We start from the raw sequence: 23446 nt of genomic DNA, 5'->3' as shown, positions 1-23446 counted from the left end.
TTGGTCGAGGTCGAGGTCGTGGCACGCGTCCTCGACGTGCCGGAGACTGACGAGGTGCGGGCCGCGCGCGCCGTCTTGGCTGCCTCGCCCCGCGTCGCCGCCGCCTTGGAGGAGGCCGCCTGCGATGTCGCGTTGCGCTTCGACGCGGCGGGCTTCGCCGCCTCGTCACTCGACGGCGCGGTCTCCGTGCGTGCCTTCGATGCGGCGGTCTTCTCATCGCCGTTCACCGCGGCGCCCTTCGTGGCAGCATCCTTCGAGGCGTTCTTCGCAGCTGTCGAACGCGGAGTTCGCGGCGCTCTCGCGGGCTTTGCTGCACCGGATGCCGCGGCCGGCGCATCCTCACCGGATTCCGCCTTCGGCGCACGACGCACGGCGGAAGACCCCCGAACGGCGGGCACCCCCGTGCCGGTGCCTTCGGGAGCTTCGTCGTCGTGATCTGCAGGCGAAACGGAAGTCACCACCACAACCTACCAACGAGCACCCGCTCGACGCGCACAACCGTCCCCCGAATGGGGGTAAACTGTGCATTCCCTGAGCGTGACATCACGATCCCACTACGACCGTGTCAAGCCCGCTGAGTTCTTCAGGAGGCGCAGATATCCTGAATGACGGCATAACGGCGTGTCCATATGTGAACTTCCGGATGAACAGACGACGAACGCACGGCAACGTTGCGGGTCGCGGCATCCGCACCACCGAAGGAGATGCAGTGACCACCCAGATCGTGATTCTGGCCGCCGGCATGGGGAGCCGACTCGGCCGATCGCTGCCGAAGCCGCTCACCGAGTTGGCCGACGGCCGCACCATCATGCAGCAGCAGTTCGACAACATCGAGCACGCATTCGGCCGCAACGCCAGCGTGACCATCGTCGTCGGCTACAAGCTCGAGCACATCATCGAGGCGTTCCCGCAGGCGTCGTTCGTCTACAACGAGGAGTACGACCAGACGAACACCTCGAAGAGCCTGATGCGCGCCCTTTCGGCCTCGCAGCCGGGCGGCGTGCTCTGGATGAACGGCGACGTCGTGTTCGACCCGCGCATCCTCGACCGGGCGCTGCCGTTCGTCGCCCGCGACCAGTCGTTCGTCACGGTCAACACCGCGAAGGTGTCCGACGAAGAGGTGAAGTACACGACCACGGCCGAGGGCTACATCAAGGAGCTCTCGAAGACCGTCAAGGGCGGCCTCGGCGAGGCGGTGGGCATCAACTACGTCTCGAGCCGCGACAAGGCGACGCTCCTCGCGCACCTCTCGCGCGTCGACGACCAGGACTACTTCGAGCGCGGCATCGAGCTGGCCATCGAGAAGAACGGCATGCTCGTCGAGCCGATGGACATCTCCGACCTCTACGCGGTCGAGATCGACTTCGCCGAAGACCTGGAGCGTGCGAACCACTTCGTGTGATCACCGCACCACAGCAGTGAAGAGCGGATGCCTCGAGGCATCCGCTCTTCGCACGTCCCGGCCCGGCAGCGGGGGGACGGGTCAGACCGCCTGCGCCACCCCGGCCTTCGCCAGCCGCGCGGCGATGATCCGGCCGATCCAGGTGAACAGCACGGGACTCAGGACCCAGAGGGGCAGTGCGATCGCCCAAGCCCACCAGGCATAGTGCTCCGCGCCGAGGCCGATGAACACGGCGATCGCGATCACGAGTCCTGCGAAGCCCGCGGCCACGTAGTAGAGCCACGAATCCCAGCGGCGGTACCGGGTCAGCAGGAACGGGACCTCGATGAGGAGTCCCACGAGCAGGCCCGCGCCGACGTAGCGCCACAGCCACCACGGCGCGAAGGCGGCACCGACGAGCCCGGCGATGAGGCCCGCGAGCACGGCCATGCCAGGACGCTTCAAGAGGGCGAGGGCGACGACGCTCGGGAGGAAGTGGGTGCCGACCGTGAGGCCGTAGAGCATCGGCCCGAACACGGCGAACGCGGCGGCGAGATACCCGGATGCGCCGGCGACCACTCCCCCGACGACGCCGATGGCGGCGCAACTCAGGAGGACCCGGGTACTGGTGCGGTGCACGACGCTCCTTTCGACCGGTCGCGGCGCGCGCTGACCGCCTCAACCAAACCTACCGCCGCGGCCATCTACGATGAGATCGTGATGAGCACCGCACCCGTCGCGTATCGCGACGCGCATCCGCTGCAGCGGACGCCGTGGGCTCGGTATCGTCACTCGCTCTGGCTCCTCACCACCCGCGACCTCAGGGTCAGGTACTCGACGTCGGCGCTCGGGTACCTCTGGTCGGTGCTCGACCCATTGGTCATGGCCGGGATCTACTGGTTCGTGTTCACGCAGGTGTTCCAGCGCATCGCCGGCACCGAGCCGTACATCGTGTTCCTGTTGTCGGCGCTGCTGCCCTGGATGTGGTTCAACGGCGCCGTGTCCGACTCGACGCGCGCCTTCCTCAAGGATACCAAGCTCGTGCGTTCGACGAAGATCCCCCGCACCATCTGGGTCAACCGCATCGTGCTCTCGAAGGGCATCGAGTTCGTGCTCGCCCTGCCCGTGCTGGCGCTCTTCGCCATCGTGTTCGGGGCGGGGGTGGGCTGGCAGCTCGTGTTCTTCCCGCTCGCCATGCTGGTGCAGGGCGTGCTCACGGTGGGGGTGTCGCTCATCGTGGCTCCGCTCGTGGTCTTCTTCCGCGACCTCGAACGTGCCGTGAAGCTGATCCTGCGATTCCTCTTCTACGCGTCGCCGATCATCTACGGGGTGTCCAACCTTCCCGAGGAGCTGCACTTCTGGGCGGCGTTCAATCCGCTCTCGGGGATCTTCGGGCTGTACCGCGCGGGGTTCTTCCCCGACGAGCTCGACTGGTTCAACGTCATCATCTCGGCGGCCATGTCGCTCGCGTTCCTCGCGATCGGCCTGCTCGTCTTCCGTGGAAGCATCCGCCAGGTGCTGAAGGAGATCTGATGACGGACGCCACGGCCGAGGCGCCGGCCATGAGCGCGACCCACGCCATCCGCGTCGAGAACCTCGGCGTGCGGTTCCGGCGCAATCGGCGCGGCCGCCGCCTCTTCAAAGACCTCTTCGCCGGACGCCGGCGCCGCACCCGTCCCGACGAGTTCTGGGCGCTGCGACACGTCTCGATCGACGTTCGGCCGGGTGAGGCCATCGGGGTGGTCGGTCGCAACGGCCAGGGCAAGTCGACGCTCCTCAAGCTCGTGGCGGGCGTGATGATTCCCGATGAGGGCACGGTCGAGGTGACCGGCGGGGTCGCTCCCCTCATCGAGATCACCGGCGGCTTCGTCGACGACCTCACGGTGCGCGACAACGTGTACCTCACGGCCGGCCTGCACGGCATGACGCGCGCGCAGATCGACGAGAAGTTCGACGAGATCATCGGGTTCGCCGACATCGGCGACTTCCTCGATACTCCCTACAAGCACCTGTCGAGCGGCATGAAGGTGCGCATCGCCTTCGCCGTGATCTCGCAGCTCGAGGAGCCCATCATCCTCGTCGACGAAGTGCTCGCCGTCGGCGACAAGGCGTTCCGCGAGAAGTGCTACCGGCGCATCGACGAGATGCTCAGTGGCGGCCGCACGCTTTTCTTCGTATCCCACAACGAACGCGACCTGCGCCGGTTCTGCACCCGCGGGCTCTACCTCGACAAGGGCGCGCTCGTGCTCGACGGCCCGATCGACGCGGTGCTCGACCGCTACAACGCCGAGCAGGGCACGGCGAAGTAGGTCGAGCCGACGGCCGATAACCGGCGTCCGACACGAGGGCAACCCCCGGCATCCGCTCGGCTTCGCCGCCTAGGATCAGACCCACCATGAGCGAACGCGTGCACAAGATCACCTCACTCGGCACGAGCGCGCCCCGTGAGGGCGACGATTCCGCGGACGCCCCCGGCGCGGCCTCAGGCGCCGATCTGGGCCGCGCCCATGGCGTGGAGCGAGGCATCGACACGGTGCTCTCGATCCAGCGACCCGTCGTCGTGGCGCACATCCGCGGCATCCGCCGCCGATTCCCGAACGCCACCCCCGAGCAGATCGTGCGCATCCTCGAGCGCCGGTACCTCGCGGCGGTCACCACGGGCGGCGCGGCCGTCGGGGCCACCGCGGTCGTGCCCGGCATCGGCACGGGCGTCACCCTCGCGCTCTCGGGGGTCGAGACCGCGGGCTTCCTCGAGGCCACGGCGCTCTTCGCGCAGTCCGTCGCCGAGGTGCACGGCATCGCCGTGGAGAACCCCGAGCGCGCACGGGCGCTCGTGATGACCCTGATGCTCGGTCGGGAGGGCATCGACCTCGTGCGCCAGCTCGCGTCGCAGGCCGCCGGCCGTGGCGTCGCCCGCAACGCCTACTGGGGCGAGCTCATCACGAACAGCATGCCGAAGGCCGTCATGAGCACCGTCGTCGACCGCCTGCGCGGCATCTTCCTCCGCCAGTTCGCCGTGCGCGGCGGCGCCGGCATCATCGGCAAGGCGATCCCGTTCGGCATCGGCGCGGTCATCGGCGGAACCGGGAACCACCTGCTCGGCCGCAAGGTGCTCCAGCAGTCCCGGCTCGCGTTCGGTGCGCCGCCCGCGACGCTGCCGCTCGAGCTCGAACCGCGTGCGGGCGATTCGGCCGTGAAGTCGGCGGCTCTCCGGGTGTCGCGGGCCGGCGCCGGCCTCGGCGGATTCGCGGTCACGAGCAGCCGTGGGCTGCGGGCTGCCGCGGGTCGCGCGGTGCGCGGGCGCAAGGGCTCGAAGGCGCCGCAGGACGCGATCGAGGGCGCGGGCGTCTCGGAGGCCGGCGACGCCCCGATGGAGACCGACGGAACCCCCGGCACTCCCAAGCCCTAGGCTCCGAGCGCCTCGGCTTCGTCCTCGTCTTCCACTTCGAACTCGTCGATCTCCTCCTCGCCCGCGTGCAACGCCGCGAAGCGCTCCCACTCGGCCATGAGGTGGTCGACGGCAGCGTGGAACCGCCGCGTGGTGACACCGGGAGTCGTGTCGCCGAAGTAGTGCTCGACCCAGTGCCCGAGCCGCTCGAGTGCGGCCTCGTCGTGGGACACCTCGTCGACGCGGGCGACCATGGAGGCGGCATCCGTCGCCTCGAGCCATTCGCAGGCCTGCAGGTAGCCGCCCGTGTCGATCTGCGCCTCGGGGTTCAGAGGCCGCGTGATGAGCAGCGGCTTGCCCGCCGCGAGCCGGTCGTACACCATCGCTGAGATGTCGACGATCGCGACATCCGCCGCCGCCAGCTGCCAGCCGAGCGAGGGCCCGTCGTCGTACACGTGCCGGGCCGCGGGATCTGCGGCATTGGCCGCGGCGATCGCGGCGATGATCTGGCGGTTGGCGGCGCCGTAGTCGCGGTCGACCACCCCCGAGCGCGGATGCGGGCGGTAGATCACGCGGTGACGGCCCGTCGCGAGGAGTCCGCGCACGAGCGCGACGCCGTGCGAGGCGATGGAACCGTAGGCGGCCGCCCCACGGTCGCCCTCCCAGGTCGGCGCATAGAGCACCACCTCCCGCTCATCGGGCGTGTACGGCAGCGGGGTTCCGTCGAGGTAATGGTCGGCCTGGGGTCGCCCGATCGGGATGGCTCGCTTGTCGAGGTCGTAGTCCCACAGCACCTTCTCGAGCCGCGCCCGCGCGGCATCGCCCGCGATGAACGCATAGTCGTACGCCTTGAACTGGTTCGTGGTCATGTACATCTTGTCGGACTCGCCGTGATTGATGAACACGTGCCAGCGACGCCCGTAGCGCATCATCTGGAAGTTCTTCGCGTTCTGGTTGACGTAGAACACGAGGTGCAGGTCCTGCTCGTGGATCACCTGCTCGAGGTCGATCACCCGGCGCACGTAGGCGACGGGCAGGGGCGACTCGTCGAGCAGCTCGAGCGCGGTGCCCGAAGCCCTCGTGAGGATGAGCACCGGGTGGGTGCGGGCGAGCTCGACGAGCGGCTTGTACCACTGGCGCAGCTGGTAGAGGTTCACGCGACCGTCGGCGAAGTACACGCCGATGCGGTAGCGGTGCGGCTCGAGGGGCGGCTGCGCGGCGAGACGGGCGAGCAGTTGCCGCTGCGCGCGGCGCGACCACATGATGTCCTTGGCCAGCTTGACGGCGCGTTGCGCGTCTCTCAGAAGTCCCACCGTCCAAGGGTAACGAGCAGGTGGACCGCGGATGTCCCGGTGGCGCCGGTCTCGACCACCGAGTGCCGATCGAGAGCCGATCGTTACGCGTCAGACCACGGGCGGACGTCCGGCGCGCGTCATGCGCCACACGGTGCGCCAGCGGATGGGCCGCCGCTCCCCCGGATCCTCCCGCCACCCTGCGCGCCAGCCGCCGAACCACGCGCGCAGCGCCGATGGGTTGCGCGCCCAGCGCAGCACCTGGATCGCGGTCCACGAACCGACGTACAGCGGCACGAGCACGGCGGGCAGGTTGCGGCGCGCGAGCCACACGCGGTTACGGGCGTTGAGCCGGTGGTAATACGCGTGCCTGGCCGGGTCGATCACCGGATGCCCCGCCTGGAGGTCGCCCGCGTACCAGGCGACATGGCCCGTGTCCCAGACCCGCCACGCCAGCTCGATGCCCTCGTGCGCGTAGAAGAACGGGGCGGCCCAGCCGCCCGTGGCGTCGAAGACCGCTCGGGGCATCAGCACCGCGCCCTCCCAGCACGAGAACACGGCGCTTGAGTGCGCGGGGTCCCCCTTGCGAATGCGCGGGATCCACCGACGCGGCGACATCCGGCCGGTGGGGTCGACGACCCGGGGCTGGACGAGCCCGAGCTCGGGCCGATCGGCGAGGAGGCGGCATCCGCTCGCCAGGAATCGCCGATCGGGCAGGAACGCGTCGTCATCGAGGAAGAAGAGCACCTCGCCCGACACGTGCGGCACCCCGCGGTTGCGTCCGGCGGGAATGCCGAGGTTCTCGGGTAGGTGCAGGGTCTTCACGCCGGGGGGCAGCGCCGGGTCGGCGGTCGCCGGGTCCCAGCCGTTGCCGACGCAGACGACGTCGACGGTCACGTGCTCCTGATCGAGGATGCTCCGGATGCCGCGGGCGAGGTCGTCGGGCCGGGTGCCCATGGTGAGCACCACCACGCCGACGTCGGGACGGTGGGGACGGTTCGCTGATCCCGTCGACGCGCGCGCCGGCTCAGGCACGGACACGGCGGGACGCCATGATCGCGATGAAGTGACCGAGGAGCGAGAGCACCGCGAGCGGCAGCAGCGCGGCCACCACGATGCGGTCGACGAGCGGCTGACCGACGACGAGGCCGATGAGCGCCGCGGCGAACGCGATGAGCGTGAGCTCGACGGAGTGGTAGAGGCGGTGGAAGGGCAGGAACCGTGCCGCCTTGCGGAGCTTCGCGATGAGGCCGCCACGCGGCGCCGTCTCGCCGTGGGTGTCGGCGAGCTTGGGCAGGCCGGCGTTCGCGCGGGCGACATGCACCATGTCGTTGAGCGCCTTGTTCAGCACGATGACGAGGGCGAGGAGCGCGGCGAGCGTCGTCCAGAGGAAGTCGGCCGGGAATTCGAGCGGGTAGGCGGCGGCGCGGATGCCGAGCGCGATCGGGATGAGCGCCTCGGTCGTGTAATGCCCCACCTTGTCGAGGAACACACCGGCGGGCGACGACGTGCGGCGCCAACGGGCGACCTCGCCGTCGCAGCAGTCGACGAGCATCTGCAGCTGTCCGAGCACGACGGCGAGGAGCGCACCCCAGACGCCCGGGATGAGGAGCGCCGCCGCGGTCGACCAGCCGACGAGGATCATGAGCCCCGTGACGCCGTTGGCCGAGATCGATGTCTTGAGGAACAGCCAGGTGAGGTACGGCGAGAAGCGTCGCAGGTAGAGCGATGCCGTCCAATGCTCGGCGTTGCGACGACCGCGCACCTCGGGGGGTTGGGTGACGGCCCGGAGTTCGGCGATCGATGTGGGCCTGGCGGCGGCCTGACCGGTGTGTGACATCGTCGTCACCTTCCCGTGTGCTTGGCGATGTTGCTCGTGAGCGAGAGGTAGCCGAGCACGAAGCCGACCCCCCACGACACGTGTATGCAGGGCAAGACTACGAGAAACCAGGCGGCGGTGCGTGTGCCCCGTCCGCGCCCGTAGACCAGCGTCGCAACGATGACGAACAGCACGTAGACGGCAGGCACGGCGAAGCCGAGGAGGAGCCAGGGCGCGACGTCCATGGCGGCCTGCACGATGCCGCCGATGCCGGCGAGCACCCCCAGCGCGACGCCCACGACCATGATGGGCGGCACGAAGTAGCGGAGGCCGTTCGAAGCGGGGAACCGCCGTGCGAGCTCGCCGCGCCAGAGCCCGGTCGAGAACATCTGTCGAGCGAGCCGCTCGACCGTCGAGCGCGGCCGGTAGGTCACGCCGAGCGCCGGCGTGAACCAGACCGTGCCGCCGGTCTCACGCAGGCGTCGGTTGAGTTCCCAATCCTGCCCGCGCTTGATGGTCTCGTCGAAGAGGCCGACCCGTTCGAGGGCGCTGCGCCGGAACACCCCGAGGTACACGGTGTCGGCGGGACCCTCCTCGCCGCCGACGTGGAACGCCGACCCGCCGAGTCCGACCTTGGTGGTGTACGCGAGGGCGACGGCCTGCTCGAAGGGCGTCTCGCCCCGGGCGGCCATGATGCCGCCCACGTTGTCGGCGCCGGTGCGCTCGAGCGTTTCGACGGCGATGCGTGCGTAGTCGCTCGGCAGCATCGAATGCGAATCGACGCGCACGACGACCGGATGCCGCGCTGCCCGGATGCCGATGTTGAGGCCCGCCGGCGTCGACCCGACCTCGTTCTCGAGCACGCGCACGTCGGGATGGCGCTGCGCCAGATCGGCGACGAGCTCGGCCGTGCCGTCGATGGACGGACCAAGGGCGATGAGCACCTCGACGGGCCCCTCGTAGTCCTGCGCGAGGATCGATTCGACGGCGACACGCACGTGCGTCACGTCGTTCAGCACGGGCATGACATACGAGACGCCGATGAGCGACGAGGGTGTCGCCGGGTGGTGCTGCTCGGGCATGTTCCTCACTCGCTCGGGTCGATCGAGCCTAGCAGTCACGTGCCCGGCGAACGAGGAAGGCCGGGGCCCTGGAGCCCCGGCCCGCCGGCGTGTGGATCAGCCCTCGAAGGTGCCGAGCGTGACGTCGACCGTCTTCGAGTCGCCGTCGCGGGTGAAGGTGATCTCGGCCTCCGCGCCGCCCGGCATGGCACGCACCTGCGCGGTGAGGTCGGTCTGGTCGGTGATGGGCACCCCGTTGAACTCGGTCACCACGTCGCCGGCCTGGAGGCCCGCCTGCTCGGCGGCGCCGCCCGGCGTGACCTCGGAGATGAGGGCGCCGACGATGGTGCTCGTCTCGTCGGTCTCGGCCGCCGTCACGGTCGCGCCGAGGAGGCCGTGCGTCGCCGACCCGTTCTCGATGATCTCCTTGGCGATGCGCTCGGCGAGGTTCGAGGGCACGGCGAAGCCCACGCCGATGTTGCCGGCCTCGCTGGCCGCGCCGCCGGCCGACAGGATCGCCACATTCACGCCGATCAGGCGCCCCTCCGAGTCGACGAGTGCGCCGCCCGAGTTGCCCGGGTTGATGGCGGCATCCGTCTGGATCACCGGAAGCGACACCCGGCCCGCGTTGCCCTGCGGCTGCTGCTGGCCGCCCTCGGGGTCGGGCAGGTCGAAGAAGAAGTCGAATGGGCTCTCGGAGCCCTCGCCCTGATCGCCCTCGCCCTGGTCGTCGGGAGTGGTGGGCGCCGCCGACGAGGCGACGTCGATCGACCGGTTCAGCGCGCTGATGATGCCGTTCGTGACGGTGCCCGAGAGGCCGAGGGGCGCGCCGATGGCGATCGCCGTGTCGCCGACGTTGAGCTCGTCGGAGTCGGCGAACTCGAGCGGCGTCAGGTCGGAGGCGTCGACGAGCTTGATGACCGCGAGGTCGGAGAGCGGGTCGGTGCCCACGAGTTCGGCGTCGTATCGTCGCCCGTCGCTCGTCTCCACCTTGATGGCCGGGTCGCCGGTCGCACCGTCGAGCGTCACGACGTGCGTGTTCGTGAGCACGTAGCCGTCGTCGGAGAGGATGATGCCCGAGCCGGTGCCGCCGGCCTGGCTCCCCGAGACCGAGATGGTGACGACGCTCGGGCTCGCCTTCGCTGCGACCGCGGTGATCTGGTTCACCGAGTCCGTGTCGTTCACGACGATGTTCTGCGGGGTGCCCGAGCCGCCGTTCGTCACGGGTGAGTCGTTCGCGGTGATGATGGCCGTGACACCCGCACCGGAGACGCCGCCGATGAGGGCGGCCGCGACGATCGCGGCCGCGACGCCGAGGCCCACGCGGCGCTGCTTCGGAGCGGGTTCGGCAGCAGTTCCAGGTCCTCCGTGGTGGCCGGGACCACCGGGGCCGCCGGCATCGGTGCGGTACGGCGGCACGCCGGCCAGCGGGGTGGTGGGCTGGGTCTCTCCCGGGCGCGGCCCGCCGAACGCCGGCGGGACGTCACCCTGGAGCGGACGGGTGTCTCCACCAGCGGGGGCGCCCTGGTGCTCGTAGTGCGGCGCGTGGTACGGCTGCGGCGCCTGGCCGGGGTGGTACACGGTGCCGGTGGCAGACGCAGGCGGAGCCGCCTCAGGCGGCGTGGCAGCGGACGGCGGCGTTGCAGTTGACGGCGGCGTTGCCGGCGGCATTGCAGTGGACGTCGGCGTTGCCGGCGGCGCAGGAGTCTCGGCAGACCCGCGAACGGCGGCGTTCCCGGCAGGCGGGTTCGTCGGGGCGGTCTCGGCGACCTCGCCCTTGCGGGCCTCGCCGGTGGGGCCATCGGTGGTGTCGGTCATGGTCTGCTCCTTCCAAGGCGATGCCAGCATCCGGCCGGAACCTGTGTGCGGCATCGGCGAAGTCTGTGAGCGGGCTATCCCTCAGCCGTGTTTCGACCGAGGACGGAATCCGCCCGGCAACCCCTGCGCCAGCGTAGCGGCCGAAGCCTGACGTACGGTGAGAAGGTGAGCGACTTCTCCCCCGCACCCGGCCTCCGCCCGTGGCAGCGCACCGCCGCCGGTGCCGGGCTCCTCGCTGCCGACGGCACCATCGCCGCCACCATCTTCGCCGAGATGAGCGCGCTCGCCCAGCGCACCGGCGCCATCAACCTGGGGCAGGGTTTCCCCGACGAGGACGGCCCGGCCGAGGTGCTCGAGGCCGCCCGTCAGGCCATCGCCGACGGCGTCAACCAATACCCGCCGGGGATCGGCGCACCCGTGCTCCGCGAGGCGATCGCCGCGCACCAGGCCAGGTGGTACGGGATCGAGGTCGACGCGGCATCCGAGGTGCTCGTGACCGCCGGTGCCACCGAAGCGCTGGCGGCGACGATCCTCGCGCTCGTCGACATCGGCGACGAGGTCGTCACCTTCGAGCCCTCGTACGACGCGTACGCGGCGCTCATCGCGCGCGCCGGCGGCGTGCACCGCGCGGTTCCGCTGCACTGGTCGTCGGAGCAGCACCGGCGCGACTGGCGCGTCGACCTCGCCGAGCTCGAGGCCACGGTCACGGACCGCACCCGCATGATCCTCGTGAACTCGCCGCACAACCCGACGGGCACGGTCCTTGCCGACGAGGTGCTCGACCGCATCATCGAACTCGCGGTGCGGCACGACGCGGTCATCGTCACCGACGAGGTCTACGAGCACCTCACGTTCGGCGTGCCGCACCGGCCGATCGCGACGCGGCCCGGAGCGCGCGAGCGCACCATCACCATCTCGTCGGGGGGCAAGACCTTCGCCACCACCGGCTGGAAGATCGGCTGGCTCACCGCACCGGCCGACCTCGTCACGAGCGTGCTCGCCGTGAAGCAATACCTCACGTACGTGAACGGTGCTCCGTTCCAGCCGGCGATCGCGTTGGGGTTGGGCCTGCCCGATGCGGTGTTCACGGATGCCGCCGCCACCCTGCGCGCGAAGCGCGACGTGCTGGCAACCGGCCTCGAGGCGGCGGGCTTCACCGTCGCGCTGCCCGACGCGGGCTACTTCATCGTCGCCGACGCCGCCCCGCTGGGCTACGACGACGGTGCCGTGTTCTGCCGGGAGCTGCCCGAGCGGGCCGGCGTCGTCGGCGTGCCCGTCTCGGCGTTCGTGCACCCCGACCGTCGCCACGCGTACCGAAACCTCGTGCGGTTCGCGTTCTGCAAGCGCCGCGACGTGCTCGAGGAGGCGTCGTCGCGGCTCGCCGCGCTCAGCGCTCGGTGACGCGGAACCGGCGCAGTTCCAGCGCCGGATTCACCCGTCGCACCCGCTCGATGCGCTCACGCGAGACCCATGCGACCGCGACATCCGTCGCCTCGCCGATCGTGGCCGCCTCGACGCCCATCGGATCGACGATCATGCTGTTGCCCGCCCCGACCGGCGGGGCGTGGTCGGCCGCCGCGACGTACACGGTGTTCTCGAGCGCACGGGCGGTGGTGAGCACCCGCCAGTGCGCCTCCTTCAGCGGGCCGCGCACCCACTCGGCGGGCATGCACACGACGTCGGCGCCGGCGTCGACGATGCGCCGGGTCATCTCGGGGAAGCGCGCGTCGTAGCAGGTCTGCAGGCCGAAGCGGATGCCGCCCGCCTCGAAGACCTCGGGCGCGCCGATCTCGCCCGGCGCCACCCACTCCGACTCGCGCTGCCCGAACGCGTCGTAGAGGTGCAGCTTGCGGTAACGGGCGACGACACCGGCGCCGGGAGCCACCGCCACGACCGTGTTCGCGACGCGCGGCTCGTCATCGTCGAGCCGTTCGATCATGCCGACCACGAGATGCGCGTCGAGCCGGTCGGCGAGCGCGGCGAGCGCCGTCGTGAACCGGCCGCCGACGGGCTCTGCGGCAACCTTCCACGACTCGTCGGGCGTCGGCGTGAAGTAGCTCGAGTACTCGGGGAAGACCACCAGGCGCGCACCGCGACCGACGGCGAGGGCGGCGAGACGTTCGATCTCGGCCAGGTTGGCTGAGGCGTCGGCGCCGGGCGCGAACTGTGCCACGGCGATCGCGAAACCGGCATCCGTCGGGGTCGTGTCGGCCATGCGGAACAGCCTATGCCCGCCGCCGGTCGCGTCGCGTGAACCGATTCGCCGTCGGCCTCGTCTTACGGGGAGGGACGGGAATCACCGCCCCACGTGGTACTCGCACCGACCGAAGGAAGATCCCGTGAAGCAGAACATGACCCGTCTTGCGACCGTCACCGTCGCCGCCGGAGCACTCGCCGTCGCCGTCATCGCCTCGACCTCGGCCGCGTCCGCGTCCGACGCGTCGGCGAAGGACCAGGCGAATCCGAACGACACCGCCGTCAAGGTGGACGTGCTGGCGCCCAGCCGCGGCGACCATGCCGGAATCGACGGTGCCGGTTGGTTCGTCGACCTCTCACTGGAGTACCGTGACGGGCTCGCCGCGGCGGGCTTCACCGGGCTCCAGCTCACCGGACCCGCGACGCACAACAACGTCGCCCCGTTCCCCGGCACCTTCTCGACGGGCGCCGATGACCGGGTGCCGGGGCTCGTGGTGCTGACGTCGACGACGAACGATACTCGCCCGGGCTTCGCCGGACCGGGCACCAACCTGGCCAACCTGTTCAACCTCACCGGGATCACCGACCGCTCCAGCGTCGCGGCGGAGATCTGGGACACCTGGCTCGTCGGCGCGGCGATCGCCGGCGAAGACGTCGACACCGTGCTGACCGTGGCCGTGGTGGACGACCTGAACGGCAACGGCGTCCTCGACGACGCACCGGCGGTGGTGCCCGACGCGAACCAGGACGGCGTGATCGACAAGCACGACCTCGAGGAGATCGGTGTCGCCTCCAACATCGTCACCGTGCCGTTCCGCATCAACGGCGCCGGCGTCTAGGCGGCCGGTCCCGTCTCAGTCCGGCGCCTGCTCCGGCCGCCCCGGGCGACTCCGTGCCCCGAGTCGCACGAGCACCACGACCTGCACGATCACGCTGATGATGCAGCCTGCCATGGCGACGCCGAGCACCACCCGCGTGAGCAGTGCCCAGTCGAAGCCCGGCTCCGGGAACGCGAAGGGGAACACGGCCCAGAACCGCGCGAGCATGATCAGCGCGATCACGGAGGTGATGACCTCTCCCACAGCCTTGACCCAGGTGAGATCGAGCACGAGGTTGAAGACGTTGACGACGACACCGGCGAGCAGGGAGAGATCGACGAGCGGGATGAGCTCGAGCGTCGCCTCGGTGAGGAACGGCAGTGCCCGCCACGTCGGCCACGCGTTGATCAGGAGGAACAGCACGACGTTCACCACGATCGCGGCGACGTAGCCGGTCCGCCGGCCGGACGCACGCGGCCGAGCGGTCGCCCACGTGGACGACGACGGCCGCGGATTCGTGGACATGGCCCCATGATGCGGCTGGGCTGCTCGGCGCCACGGGCCGAAGGTCCCGGCCAGGGAACCGAGCACTGGCTCGGCGCACGTGAGCGATGTATCGTTATATATCGTTAGGGCCGAACGAGGCCACGTTCGCAGGGAGGTCGTCATGAACGGTTCGTACTCCGGGGATCCATTCGGGTCGCATTCTCGCGGACCCGGCGCAGGGTGGTCAGGTGCCGGGTTGTGGGAGGCGATGGATCAGCTGAAGGATGTCTTCGAGCAGCGTGTCGGCACCCGCATGGGGAGAGGTGACGTGCGCGCGGCCGTACTCGCGCTTCTGGCAGAGCGGCCGATGCACGGCTACCAGATCATCCGCGAGATCGAGGAGCGCAGCCACGGCGCGTGGAAGCCGAGCGCGGGCTCGGTGTACCCGACGCTGCAGATGCTGACCGACGAGGGGCTCATCACGGCGGAAGAGTCCGGCGGCAGGAAGACGTACTCGCTGACCGACGCGGGGCGCGAGGAGACCGAGCAGTCGAAGGACCGTTCGGCTCCCTGGGAGATGTCCGGCAAGCGGGATGCCACGAGCGCGACCGCGATTCCGAAGGCCGGCGCCCAGCTGGCCCAGGCCGCCGCCCAGGTGGCACGCAGTGGATCGCCCGAGCAGGTGACGGAAGCGGTCGCAGTGCTCGACGAGGCCCGACGTAGGCTGTATTCGATCCTCGCCCAAGGCTGACCGCGTGCCGCGAGCACGTCGGCGTCAAGGAGATTCGATGGCCGACGTCAGGCACATGCGCGCCCGCTACCGGCGGCTCATGCGCTTCGCGCTGCGGTACATGGCTCAGGCCTGGTGGTTCGAGCTCGTCCTGCCCTGGATCGGGTTGTCACGGATGGCCGCACGCGGGCGTCCGGCGCGGCTCCGGCGCATCGCGCGGAACTTCCACACGCTCGCGGTCGAGCGCGGCGGGTTGATGATCAAGGTCGGGCAGTTCATGTCCTCCCGACTCGACGTGCTGCCGCCCGAGATCACGAAGGAGCTCGAAGGACTCCAGGACGAGGTTCCTCCGGAGGAGTTCGCCGGCATCCGCGCCCTCGCCGAATCCGAGCTCGGTGTTCCGTTGGAGCACGCGTACTCCCTCTTCGATCCGTCGCCCCTGGCGGCGGCATCCCTCGGCCAGGCCCACCGCGCCCGCCTGGCGCCCGCGGTGGCGACCGACACCGGATTCGCGGAGGTCGTGGTGAAAGTGCAGCGGCCGGGGATCGAGGCGATCATCGCCGTGGACCTGGCTGCGCTGCGCCGGGTCGCAGGATGGTTGAACCGGGTGAAGCTCGTCTCGGGCCACGTGGACCTCCCCGAGCTGGTCGAGGAGTTCGCCCAGACCAGCCTCGAGGAGATCGACTACCTGCACGAGGCGCAGAACGCCGAGCGATTCGCCGAGACGTTCGCCGACGACGAGCGCGTTCGCGTCCCCGAGATCGCGTGGGAGCGAACCACGCGGCGCGTGCTCACCCTGCAGGACGTGACCGCGATCAAGATCAACGACCTCGTGGGGCTGCGCGCCGCCGGCATCGACCCGTCGGCGGTCGCGGCGGAGTTCGCGACCGTGATGTTCGACCAGCTGTTCGTGAACGGCTTCTTCCACGCAGACCCGCACCCCGGCAACATCTTCGTCACGCCCGTCCCGGTCGGTACCGGCCCCGCCGGACGCAGCTGGGTCCTGACATTCGTCGACTTCGGGATGATGGGCGAGGTCCCCGACGCCCTGCGTCAGGGACTGCAGCGGTTCCTGATCGCGGTCGCCGCACGCAACGGGCGGCAACTCGTCGACAGCATCCAAGGTCTCGGGGTGCTGCTGCCGTCCGCCGACACCGCACAACTCGAGCGGGCCATGACCGAGCTGTTCGCGCGCTTCGGCGGAATGGGATTCGCGGAGCTCCGACAGATCGACGAACGCGAGCTCCGCGGGTTCGCCATCGAGTTCGGCGACACGATGCGTTCGCTGCCGTTCCAGCTCCCCGAGAACTTCCTGCTCATCATCCGCGCGGTGTCGCTCACCTCCGGGATGTGCAGCGGCCTCGATCCCCAGTTCAACGTCTGGAATGCCGTCGAGCCCTATGCCGCTCGGCTGCTGCGCGACGAGGGTGGCGGCGTGGTCCGGGCCTTCGGGCAGGAGGCCGTTTCCGTCGCCGGCGTCGTGGCTCGCCTGCCGCGCCGCATCGACGACCTGGTCACCCGGATCGACGACGGCAAGCTCGCCGTGGAGACACCGCGCCTCGACCAGCGTCTCCGGCGGCTCGAACGCACCGGGCGGCGGGTCGTCTCGGCGATCCTGTTCGCCGGGCTGCTCATCGGCGGCATCCTGCTGCGTCCCGCTGACATGGTCTTCGGCAACGTGCTGATGGTGGCGTCGGCGGCGCCGCTGCTGCACGCCCTGTTCGCGGGAGTGGTCGGCCGACGCGGGCCGGGATGAGCAGGCCGGCATCGACCCGCGACAGGGCTCGCGCCGCAAAGCACGAAGGCCCGGAATCCGAGGATTCCGGGCCTTCATCTGTTGCGGGGGCAGGATTTGAACCTACGACCTCTGGGTTATGAGCCCAGCGAGCTACCGAACTGCTCCACCCCGCGGCACAAGAGATAACACTAGCAGGAGGTTCATCACTCGTCCAATCGAGGGCGACCCCGAAGGCTCAGGAGCCCGGTGCCGACGCTGGCGCCGACGCGACCAGCTCGTACGACGGCGGCGGCCACTGCTCGGCGGGCCAGCCGAACATGCCGTCGCCCTTCGGCTCGGTCACGCTGAAGGGCTGCCACGGCACCTCGTAGTGCTCGGTGAACTCGTCGATCGCGAGGCCCGCCTCGCGCAGGGCGCCGAAGACCTCGCCGAGCGGATGCATCCACTCCCACGTGCGGGCATGCGGAAGTCGCGCCTCGGGGTCGGCGTCGTCGGAGTCGTCCTCGATCACGTCGGGCCCGGCCTTCGCGTACGCGTACTGGAACGTGGGCATGCCACCGGGTCCGTCGTCGCCATCGAACACCAATGCGGCAGGGTGGCCGTCGGCGAAGAAGAGCCGGCCGCCGGGCTTCAGGAAGTGGCCGCCGCGAAGGTCGATCGGATCGGTCACGCGGCGGCCCTGCTCACTGCGCCGCTTCCGCCTCCGCTTCGCTGAGCGCGATCAGCTCCGAGATGATCTCGGCGAGCCGATCGTCGGCGGCTCCGTAGGCCGCCCAGTCGCCCGCGGCGAGTGCAGCCTGCTTCTCCTGCAGCACCTGGTTGGCCTCGTTGAGGAGGGCCTGCATCTCATCGCTGGGTTCGGCGGGCGTCGTCGGCGTCGTCGGCTCACCCTCGCCGTCGGCGGGCGGGGTCGTGGGCTCGGCGTCGGGATCCACCTCGTTGTCGCCGGCGTCGGCACCGGAGTCGCCGCCGAAGAGCACGTCGAGGGCGAGGTCGAGCGTGTCCTCGAAGGCGATCTGGTCGCCGAACGCCACCAGCACCTTCTGCAGCAGCGGGTAGCTCGTGTTGCCGGTCGAGCGGACGTAGACGGGCTGCACGTACAGCAGACCGCCGCCCACCGGCACCGTGAGCAGGTTGCCGTTGATCACGTCGGACTGGCCCTGCTTCAGGATGTTCAGCTGGGCCGAGATGCTCGGGTCGCCGTCGAACTGATTCTGCACCTGGCCGGGCCCGGGCACGTTGTCGTCTTCGGGCAGCGCGAGGAGTCGGAGCTTGCCGTAGTCCTCCGCGCGTTCGCCGTCGGTGGAGCCGGCGTCGGAGTTGACCGCGAGGTACCCGCGGAGCACGTTGCGGCTCTGCTCGCCGCGTGCCTCGGGGATGAACGTCGAGTAGAGCGAGTACGACGGAGCCTCCTGACCGGGCATCTGCATCGTGAGGTAGTACGGCGGCTGCAACAGCGTCGCGTTCGCTCCTGCCGTCGGCTCCCTCGGCGTCGTCCAGGCGTCCTCGCGGGAGTAGAAGGATCCCGGGTCGGTCACGTGGTAGCGCCCGAGCACGGCGCGCTGCATCTTGAACAGGTCGGCCGGGTAGCGCACGTGGCTGAGGAGTTCGCCCGACATCTCCTCCATGGGCTCGAGCGTCGAGGGGAAGACCTTCTGCCAGGTCTGGAGGATCGGGTCTTCCTCGTCCCACGCATAGAGCGTGACCGAGCCGTCGTAGGCGTCGACGGTGGCCTTCACCGAGTTGCGGATGTAGTTGACCTCATCGAAGGGGAGCGCGGTCGGCAGGCCTTCGCTGTCGGCGATCGCCTCGCTCATGCTCACCTTGTTGGAGTACGGGTACTGGTCGGTGAGCGTGTAGCCGTCGACGATCCAGACGATCCGATCGTCGACGACGGAGGGGTACGTGTCGGAGTCGAGGGTCAGGTACGGCGCGACCTTGCGCACTCGGTCGATCGGGTCGCGGTCGTAGAGGATCTGCGACTCGTTGTTCACGGCGTCGGAGAGGAAGATCTGTTCCGACTGGAACTTCAGCGCGTACGCGAGCTTCGTGAAGACGTTGTCGAGCCTCGGCCCACCGTCGCCCTCGAACGTGGTGCGCGTCTCCCGCTCGCTGTCGCCGCCCGCCGGATAGTCGAGCTCGACCGGGTCTTCGCCCTCGGGCGCGCCGACGATCGAGTAGTCGGGCGAGTCCTCGCCGAAGTACACGCGCGGCTGGAACTCGCCGAGCGCGCCCGACGACGGGATGCCCGACTGCAGGAACACGGGCTGGCCGTCGACCGACCGCTGGTTGCCTGCCGCCGCAACCAAGCCGTAGCCGTGGGTGTAGACGATGTGCGAGTTGAACCAGGTCTGCGCGTCGCCGAGTCCGTCGAGTGCGAGATCGCGCACGGCCACGACGGTGTCGCGCGTCTCACCGTCGATCTCGTAGCGGTCGACGTCGAGCGCCTCGGGGAACTGGTAGTACTGGCGGAACTGCTCGAGCTGCCGGAACGCGGGGCTGATCACCAGCGGGTCCATGAGACGGATGTTCGCCGTGGTCTCGGCGTCGGACCGCAGCGCGCCGGGCTCTGCGTCGGTCTTCGCCTCGAACGGGGTGAGCTCGAGGCCGGCGACGTCGTACGCTTCGCGCGTCGAGTCGATGGCCTTCTCGATGTACGGCGCCTCGAGCGTCTTGGCGCTCGGGTCGACCTGGAACCGCTGCACGACCCACGGATACAACGACCCGATGATGATGCTCGACACCACGAGCAGTGCGGTACCGATGAGCGGCAGCCGCCACCGGCCGATGGCCGCCGTGATGAAGAAGAGCACCGCGACCACGGCGGCGATGGCCGCGAGGATGCCGCGACCGGGGATCACGGCGTTGACGTCGGTGTATGCCGCACCGGTGATGATCGGCCCGGCCTCGGAGACGGTGGCGTACTGGTCGAGCCAGATGCTGACCGCCTGCAGCAGCAGGTACACGCCCGTCGTGATGGCGATCTGCACACGCGCCGACTTCGAGATGACGACCTCGCGGCCACTCACCCGGATCGAGCCGTAGAGATAGGCGGTGGCGATGACGAGCAGGAGCGAGAGCAGCACCACGGCCGAGGCGAACCCGACGATCGAGCGGTAGAACGGCAGCTCGAAGACGAAGAAGCCGACATCGAACCCGAACTGCGGGTCGGTCGTGCCGAACGGCGTGCGGTTCAGCCAGGTGAGCGAGAGCTCCCAACGACTCGACGTCGAGACGCCCGCGAAGACGCCGAGCAGGACGGGCACGCCGTACATGGCGAGGCGGCGCAGCGGCTCGAACACCTCCTGGTAGCGGTCGAGCTGCGAGTTCAGCTTGGCGTAGACGGGCCTGGTGCGGTACGCCAGCTGGATGGATGCCCAGACGGGCACCGCCATCGCCACGAACCCGATCGCGAAGAGCACCGCGCGGGCGATCCACTCAGTGGTCAGGACCGGGAGGAATCCCAGCTGGTCGTACCAGAGCACGTCGGCGTAGAGGCCGACGAAGACGAAGAACGCGATGACGAGCACCGCCAGTACCCCGATCGTGACGGCGATGGGGGCGCGTCGGCGCGGAATCCTCGGTGCTTGCGGCTGTGCTGACAATCTCGGCCTCGTGTTCGGTCGCGGGGGGATCGAGATTCCATCCTATGGTCGCGAGGCTTGGAATCGGCTGCTCACGAAACGGGGCAGGAGGCGAACGCGGAGGTGTCGGCACCCTCGCCCACCGCCTCGACGACGTCGCGCGCCTCGTCGAGGGTCGACACGGCGAAGACGGTGATGCCGTCGGGGACATGTCCGGTCACCTCGCCGCAGTTCGACTCGGGCGCGAGGAACCACTCGGCACCCGCGTCCTCGGCACCCCAGAGCTTCTGACGGATGCCGCCGATCGGCCCGACCTGCCCGGCCGAGTCGATGGTGCCCGTGCCCGCGACGATCTCGCCGCCCGTCATCGCCCCCGGGGTGAGCTTGTCGACGATGCCGAGGGCGAACATCATGCCGGCGCTCGGCCCGCCGACGTCGTCGAGCTGCAACGTGATGTCGACCGGGAACTCGTAGCGCATCTGCACGCCGACCCCGATCACGACCGTGTCGTCACGCCCGACCGGGGTCACCGACACCGTCTCCTCGACGCCGTCGCGGAGCACGCGCAGCTCGGCGGGAGCGTCGGTGCCGTTCTCGCGCAGCGCGTTGCGCAGTTCGTCGACGGCGTGCACGGCGGCGCCGTTCACGCGCTTGATCACGTCGCCCTCCTCGAGCACGCCGTCGGCGGGAGTGTCCGCAACGATTCCCGCGACGGTCACCTCGCGTGGGAACTCGTACTCGAGCTCCACGAGCGCGGCCGCGATGGCGTCCTGCTGCGAGTCGACCATCGCGGCTTCGTTCTGCGCGTCCCGGTCCTCGTCGCTCAAGCCGGGCGGGAAGATCGCCTCCACGGGTACCGCCGAGCGGGTGCGATCGAACCAGGCACCGAGCACCTCGAGCCAGTTCGGCGTCTGCCCCGGGCGACCGAGCACGGTGACCGTGAGCAGGTTGAGCTCGCCGTCGGTCTCGAAGGTCTCCTCGTCGGGAATCTCGATGAGCGGCACCTCCTCGTCGCCGCGCTCAGCGGCTCCGAGGGTGTCGTAGACGGGACCGGGCTGCTCGATGACGTACGGCGAGGGAAGCAGGGCGAAGAGCAGGGCGATCACCGCGGCCACGACGATCGCGGCCCGCCCGATGCGCTCCTTCCGGGAGCGGCCCTGCGGGCGCGTCGACGCATCATCGTCGAAGAGGGCCATCCGTGATTCGTTCCTTCCGGGCGACGGAGTCGCCGTGCGCGAGCGCCAGGGCGGGCGTTGTTCGCGAAGGGCGGACACCCGGAAGGCCAAGCCTAGGCCATTTCCCAGACCCGCACCCTGAGCCGGGGCTACGGTTGAAGGAACGCGACTGGAGGTGGCTCACGTGGCCGATCGGGACGACGAGCCTGGCGACCGGAACCCCGAGGAGGAGTTCCGCGAGATGCTCCGCGAGCTCCTGTCCGGGGCCGGTGGCATCGATCCGTCGCAGCTCGCCGGTGCCGCCGGACTGCCGAACGATCCGGCGAGCATCGCCGCCCTGTTCGGCCAGCTGCAGCAGGCGATGAACCGGGGCGACGACGGCATCGACTGGAACGTGGCGCTCCGCCAGGGCGAGGAGCGCGCGTCATCCGGCCAGCGCCAGATCGGCGACGACGACCGGGCGCGCCTCGGCCAGGCCCTGCAGGTCGCCTCGCTGTGGCTCGACGAGACGGTCGACTTCTCGGCGCTCCCCGAGAGCCCCGAGCTCCTCACCCGTCGCGCATGGGTCACCGCCACGATGCCCGTGTGGACCCAGCTCGCCGAGCCGGTCGCGCTCAGCATCTCCGACTCGCTGACCCGGGTGATGAGCGAGCAGGCGCCCGAGGAGCTGCGACCCATGATCCAGGGCGCGAGCCGCATGATGCGCGGCATCGGCGGCGCGCTGTTCGCGATGCAGCTCGGCCAGGTCGTCGGGCAGCTCGCGACCGAGGTCGTCTCGGGCGGCGACATCGGCATCCCACTCCAGAACGATGGTCGCGCCGCGCTCGTGCCGCAGAACGTCGCCGAGTTCGGCGAAGGCCTCGACATCCCACTCGACCAGGTCGAGCTGTACCTGGCCGTGCGCGAGATCGCACACGCCCGCCTCTTCCGCCACGCACGCTGGCTGCGCCTGCACCTCATCACCGCGATCACCGACTTCGCACGCGGCATCGACATCGACACCGACCGACTCGAACAGCTCGCCGAGGGCTTCGACCCCTCGAACACCGAGGAGCTCCGCAACGCGGTGGTGAACGGTGCGCTCATCCGCCCGAAGAGCGAGGCCCAGCAGGGCGCGCTCGCTCGCCTCGAGACGATGCTCGCGCTCGTCGAGGGCTGGGTCGACGCGGTCACGGCGGATGCCACGGAGCGCCTGCCGCGCTCCGACGCCATCGCCGAGTCGATCCGCCGCCGCCGCGCGTCGGGCGGCCCCGCCGAGTCGGCGTTCGCCACGCTGGTGGGCCTCGAGCTCCGACCCCGCCGGATGCGCGAGGCCACGGCGATGTGGCGGGCCGTCACCGAGGCCGTGGGCGTCGAGGGCCGCGACGCTCTCTGGGCGCACCCCGACCTGCTGCCGACGGCCGCCGATCTCGACGACCCGAGCGCGCTCGTCGCTCGACTCACGGGCACCCGCACCGCCGAGTCCGACGCCGACGACGAGTTCGATGCGGCACTCGAACAGCTGCTTCGCGGCGAGACGCCGGCAGCGCCCGGCGAAGACGGCGAGGAACCGAAGAGCTGAGTCGCGGGGAGCGGCCCCGCGCGGGCCGGACCCGCTCCGGCCGGCCCTTCCCCTGTGGACGGATGCCGCGCGCGCAGCGTCATCTCGGGCATGCTCCCGGCATGGCACCGCGGATCGATCCACTCCTGCCCCTCGTGTGGCGCTCGCCGACCGACCTGCAGCTCGGTGCGTCGAGGGCACCGGTCATCCTCTCCGACGCCGGCGACGTCGAGGCCAACCTCATCACCGCACTGCGCCACGGGGTGAGCACGTCGACCCTGCTCACCATGGGCACGGGCCTCGGGGCCGCCCCCGAGCAGGTGCACCGTCTCCTCAGGGCGCTGGCTCCGGCGTTCCTTCCCGAGGCTGGCCAGGCCGCCGAGCGTGCCCCCGACCTCGAGCCCGTCCACGAGGCCGCGG

At 70.1% G+C, this 23446-nt stretch carries 21 protein-coding genes and 1 tRNA gene; 10 read left to right on the top strand and 12 right to left on the bottom strand.

The genetic code is table 11. From position 1 onward, the window contains the following. Positions 1–435 (top strand): hypothetical protein, encoded by a 435-nt coding sequence (locus AB0K73_RS12730; RefSeq protein WP_360513357.1) that lies wholly within the window; start codon positions 1–3, stop codon positions 433–435. Positions 436–709: 274 nt separating this feature from the next. Further along, a complete protein-coding gene (locus AB0K73_RS12725; RefSeq protein ID WP_360513359.1) occupies positions 710–1402 on the top strand; it encodes a phosphocholine cytidylyltransferase family protein in 693 nt (230 codons plus the stop codon). A gap of 81 nt (positions 1403–1483) precedes the next feature. Here the strand turns inward: AB0K73_RS12725 and AB0K73_RS12720 are convergent, their stop codons facing one another. After that, positions 1484–2020, bottom strand: coding sequence for an ECF transporter S component (locus AB0K73_RS12720; RefSeq protein WP_360513361.1), 537 nt, complete (start codon positions 2018–2020; stop codon positions 1484–1486). An 81-nt stretch (positions 2021–2101) separates the two neighbouring features. Here AB0K73_RS12720 and AB0K73_RS12715 point away from each other — a divergent pair, with 81 nt between their 5' ends. The 3 genes from AB0K73_RS12715 to AB0K73_RS12705 all read left to right on the top strand — a co-directional run bounded on the left by AB0K73_RS12715 (position 2102) and on the right by AB0K73_RS12705 (position 4790). Next, positions 2102–2914, top strand: coding sequence for an ABC transporter permease (locus AB0K73_RS12715; protein WP_360513363.1), 813 nt, complete (start codon positions 2102–2104; stop codon positions 2912–2914). A gap of 29 nt (positions 2915–2943) precedes the next feature. Beyond that, positions 2944–3690, top strand: a complete 747-nt coding sequence (locus tag AB0K73_RS12710) for an ABC transporter ATP-binding protein (protein ID WP_360513699.1) — start codon at positions 2944–2946, stop codon at positions 3688–3690. Between the two features lie 86 nt (positions 3691–3776). Further along, positions 3777–4790, top strand: a complete 1014-nt coding sequence (locus AB0K73_RS12705; RefSeq protein WP_360513365.1) for a hypothetical protein — start codon at positions 3777–3779, stop codon at positions 4788–4790. Here AB0K73_RS12705 and AB0K73_RS12700 read toward each other — a convergent pair. The 5 genes from AB0K73_RS12700 to AB0K73_RS12680 form a co-directional block, all read right to left on the bottom strand. After that, complete coding sequence (locus AB0K73_RS12700) at positions 4787–6082, bottom strand: CDP-glycerol glycerophosphotransferase family protein (RefSeq protein WP_360513367.1); 1296 nt, start codon at positions 6080–6082, stop codon at positions 4787–4789. The genes AB0K73_RS12705 and AB0K73_RS12700 overlap by 4 nt on opposite strands. A 90-nt stretch (positions 6083–6172) precedes the next feature. After that, the gene (locus AB0K73_RS12695; protein ID WP_360513701.1) at positions 6173–7096 is read right to left on the bottom strand and encodes a glycosyltransferase; all 924 of its coding nucleotides are present in this window, start codon (positions 7094–7096) and stop codon (positions 6173–6175) included. Next, on the bottom strand, positions 7089–7901 hold the full coding sequence (locus AB0K73_RS12690) for a CDP-alcohol phosphatidyltransferase family protein (RefSeq protein WP_360513369.1): 813 nt from the start codon (positions 7899–7901) through the stop codon (positions 7089–7091). Before AB0K73_RS12690 ends, AB0K73_RS12695 begins: the two co-directional genes overlap by 8 nt. Positions 7902–7906: 5 nt before the next feature. Further along, positions 7907–8962 (bottom strand): glycosyltransferase family 2 protein, encoded by a 1056-nt coding sequence (locus tag AB0K73_RS12685; RefSeq protein WP_360513371.1) that lies wholly within the window; start codon positions 8960–8962, stop codon positions 7907–7909. Positions 8963–9058: 96 nt separating this feature from the next. After that, positions 9059–10759: a trypsin-like peptidase domain-containing protein gene (locus AB0K73_RS12680; RefSeq protein ID WP_360513372.1), complete on the bottom strand. Its 1701-nt coding sequence runs from the start codon at positions 10757–10759 to the stop codon at positions 9059–9061. A 165-nt stretch (positions 10760–10924) separates the two neighbouring features. Between AB0K73_RS12680 and AB0K73_RS12675 the strand changes: the two genes are divergently transcribed. Beyond that, positions 10925–12160 carry an aminotransferase class I/II-fold pyridoxal phosphate-dependent enzyme gene (locus AB0K73_RS12675; protein WP_360513373.1) on the top strand — a complete coding sequence of 412 codons (1236 nt, stop codon included), beginning with the start codon at positions 10925–10927 and terminating at the stop codon, positions 12158–12160. Here the strand turns inward: AB0K73_RS12675 and AB0K73_RS12670 are convergent. After that, positions 12147–12974, bottom strand: a complete 828-nt coding sequence (locus AB0K73_RS12670) for a carbon-nitrogen hydrolase family protein (protein WP_360513375.1) — start codon at positions 12972–12974, stop codon at positions 12147–12149. The genes AB0K73_RS12675 and AB0K73_RS12670 overlap by 14 nt on opposite strands. A gap of 124 nt (positions 12975–13098) precedes the next feature. On the opposite strand from AB0K73_RS12670, the gene AB0K73_RS12665 reads away from it, so the two are divergent. Continuing rightward, complete coding sequence (locus AB0K73_RS12665) at positions 13099–13794, top strand: hypothetical protein (RefSeq protein ID WP_360513377.1); 696 nt, start codon at positions 13099–13101, stop codon at positions 13792–13794. Positions 13795–13809: 15 nt separating this feature from the next. Here AB0K73_RS12665 and AB0K73_RS12660 read toward each other — a convergent pair whose 3' ends face one another. Then, a complete protein-coding gene (locus tag AB0K73_RS12660; protein WP_360513379.1) occupies positions 13810–14298 on the bottom strand; it encodes a hypothetical protein in 489 nt (162 codons plus the stop codon). A 142-nt stretch (positions 14299–14440) separates the two neighbouring features. On the opposite strand from AB0K73_RS12660, the gene AB0K73_RS12655 reads away from it, so the two are divergent. After that, positions 14441–15010, top strand: a complete 570-nt coding sequence (locus AB0K73_RS12655) for a PadR family transcriptional regulator (RefSeq protein WP_360513381.1) — start codon at positions 14441–14443, stop codon at positions 15008–15010. Between the two features lie 37 nt (positions 15011–15047). Then, positions 15048–16745, top strand: coding sequence for an AarF/UbiB family protein (locus tag AB0K73_RS12650; protein ID WP_360513383.1), 1698 nt, complete (start codon positions 15048–15050; stop codon positions 16743–16745). Between the two features lie 81 nt (positions 16746–16826). Here the strand turns inward: AB0K73_RS12650 and AB0K73_RS12645 are convergent. The 4 genes from AB0K73_RS12645 to AB0K73_RS12630 form a co-directional block, all read right to left on the bottom strand. Then, positions 16827–16900, bottom strand: a tRNA-Met gene (locus AB0K73_RS12645). 62 nt (positions 16901–16962) lie between these two features. Further along, positions 16963–17397: a hypothetical protein gene (locus AB0K73_RS12640; RefSeq protein ID WP_360513385.1), complete on the bottom strand. Its 435-nt coding sequence runs from the start codon at positions 17395–17397 to the stop codon at positions 16963–16965. 13 nt (positions 17398–17410) lie between these two features. Further along, entirely contained in the window at positions 17411–20332 is a 2922-nt protein-coding gene (locus tag AB0K73_RS12635) for a UPF0182 family protein (protein WP_360513387.1), read from the bottom strand. Positions 20333–20403: 71 nt separating this feature from the next. Continuing rightward, positions 20404–21507 carry a PDZ domain-containing protein gene (locus tag AB0K73_RS12630; RefSeq protein WP_360513389.1) on the bottom strand — a complete coding sequence of 368 codons (1104 nt, stop codon included), beginning with the start codon at positions 21505–21507 and terminating at the stop codon, positions 20404–20406. Between the two features lie 220 nt (positions 21508–21727). Between AB0K73_RS12630 and AB0K73_RS12625 the strand changes: the two genes are divergently transcribed. Then, positions 21728–23047: a zinc-dependent metalloprotease gene (locus AB0K73_RS12625; RefSeq protein ID WP_360513703.1), complete on the top strand. Its 1320-nt coding sequence runs from the start codon at positions 21728–21730 to the stop codon at positions 23045–23047. Positions 23048–23446: the final 399 nt, after the last annotated feature.

The sequence above is a fragment of the Agromyces sp. NPDC052230 genome (assembly GCF_040679595.1).
GTDB lineage: Bacteria > Actinomycetota > Actinomycetes > Actinomycetales > Microbacteriaceae > Agromyces.
The sequence above is the reverse complement of the archived record's forward strand: the minus strand, read 5'-3'. Positions and strand labels throughout refer to the sequence as shown.

Coding starts and splice junctions, on each gene's coding strand:
- AB0K73_RS12650 (WP_360513383.1), top strand. CDS start 15,048: ATGGCCGACGTCAGGCACATGCGCGCCCGCTACCGGCGGCTCATGCGC.
- AB0K73_RS12625 (WP_360513703.1), top strand. CDS start 21,728: ATGCTCCGCGAGCTCCTGTCCGGGGCCGGTGGCATCGATCCGTCGCAG.
- AB0K73_RS12680 (WP_360513372.1), bottom strand. CDS start 10,759: ATGACCGACACCACCGATGGCCCCACCGGCGAGGCCCGCAAGGGCGAG.
- AB0K73_RS12715 (WP_360513363.1), top strand. CDS start 2,102: ATGAGCACCGCACCCGTCGCGTATCGCGACGCGCATCCGCTGCAGCGG.
- AB0K73_RS12690 (WP_360513369.1), bottom strand. CDS start 7,901: ATGTCACACACCGGTCAGGCCGCCGCCAGGCCCACATCGATCGCCGAA.
- AB0K73_RS12630 (WP_360513389.1), bottom strand. CDS start 21,507: ATGGCCCTCTTCGACGATGATGCGTCGACGCGCCCGCAGGGCCGCTCC.
- AB0K73_RS12660 (WP_360513379.1), bottom strand. CDS start 14,298: ATGTCCACGAATCCGCGGCCGTCGTCGTCCACGTGGGCGACCGCTCGG.
- AB0K73_RS12655 (WP_360513381.1), top strand. CDS start 14,441: ATGAACGGTTCGTACTCCGGGGATCCATTCGGGTCGCATTCTCGCGGA.
- AB0K73_RS12670 (WP_360513375.1), bottom strand. CDS start 12,974: ATGGCCGACACGACCCCGACGGATGCCGGTTTCGCGATCGCCGTGGCA.
- AB0K73_RS12705 (WP_360513365.1), top strand. CDS start 3,777: ATGAGCGAACGCGTGCACAAGATCACCTCACTCGGCACGAGCGCGCCC.
- AB0K73_RS12710 (WP_360513699.1), top strand. CDS start 2,944: ATGAGCGCGACCCACGCCATCCGCGTCGAGAACCTCGGCGTGCGGTTC.
- AB0K73_RS12685 (WP_360513371.1), bottom strand. CDS start 8,962: ATGCCCGAGCAGCACCACCCGGCGACACCCTCGTCGCTCATCGGCGTC.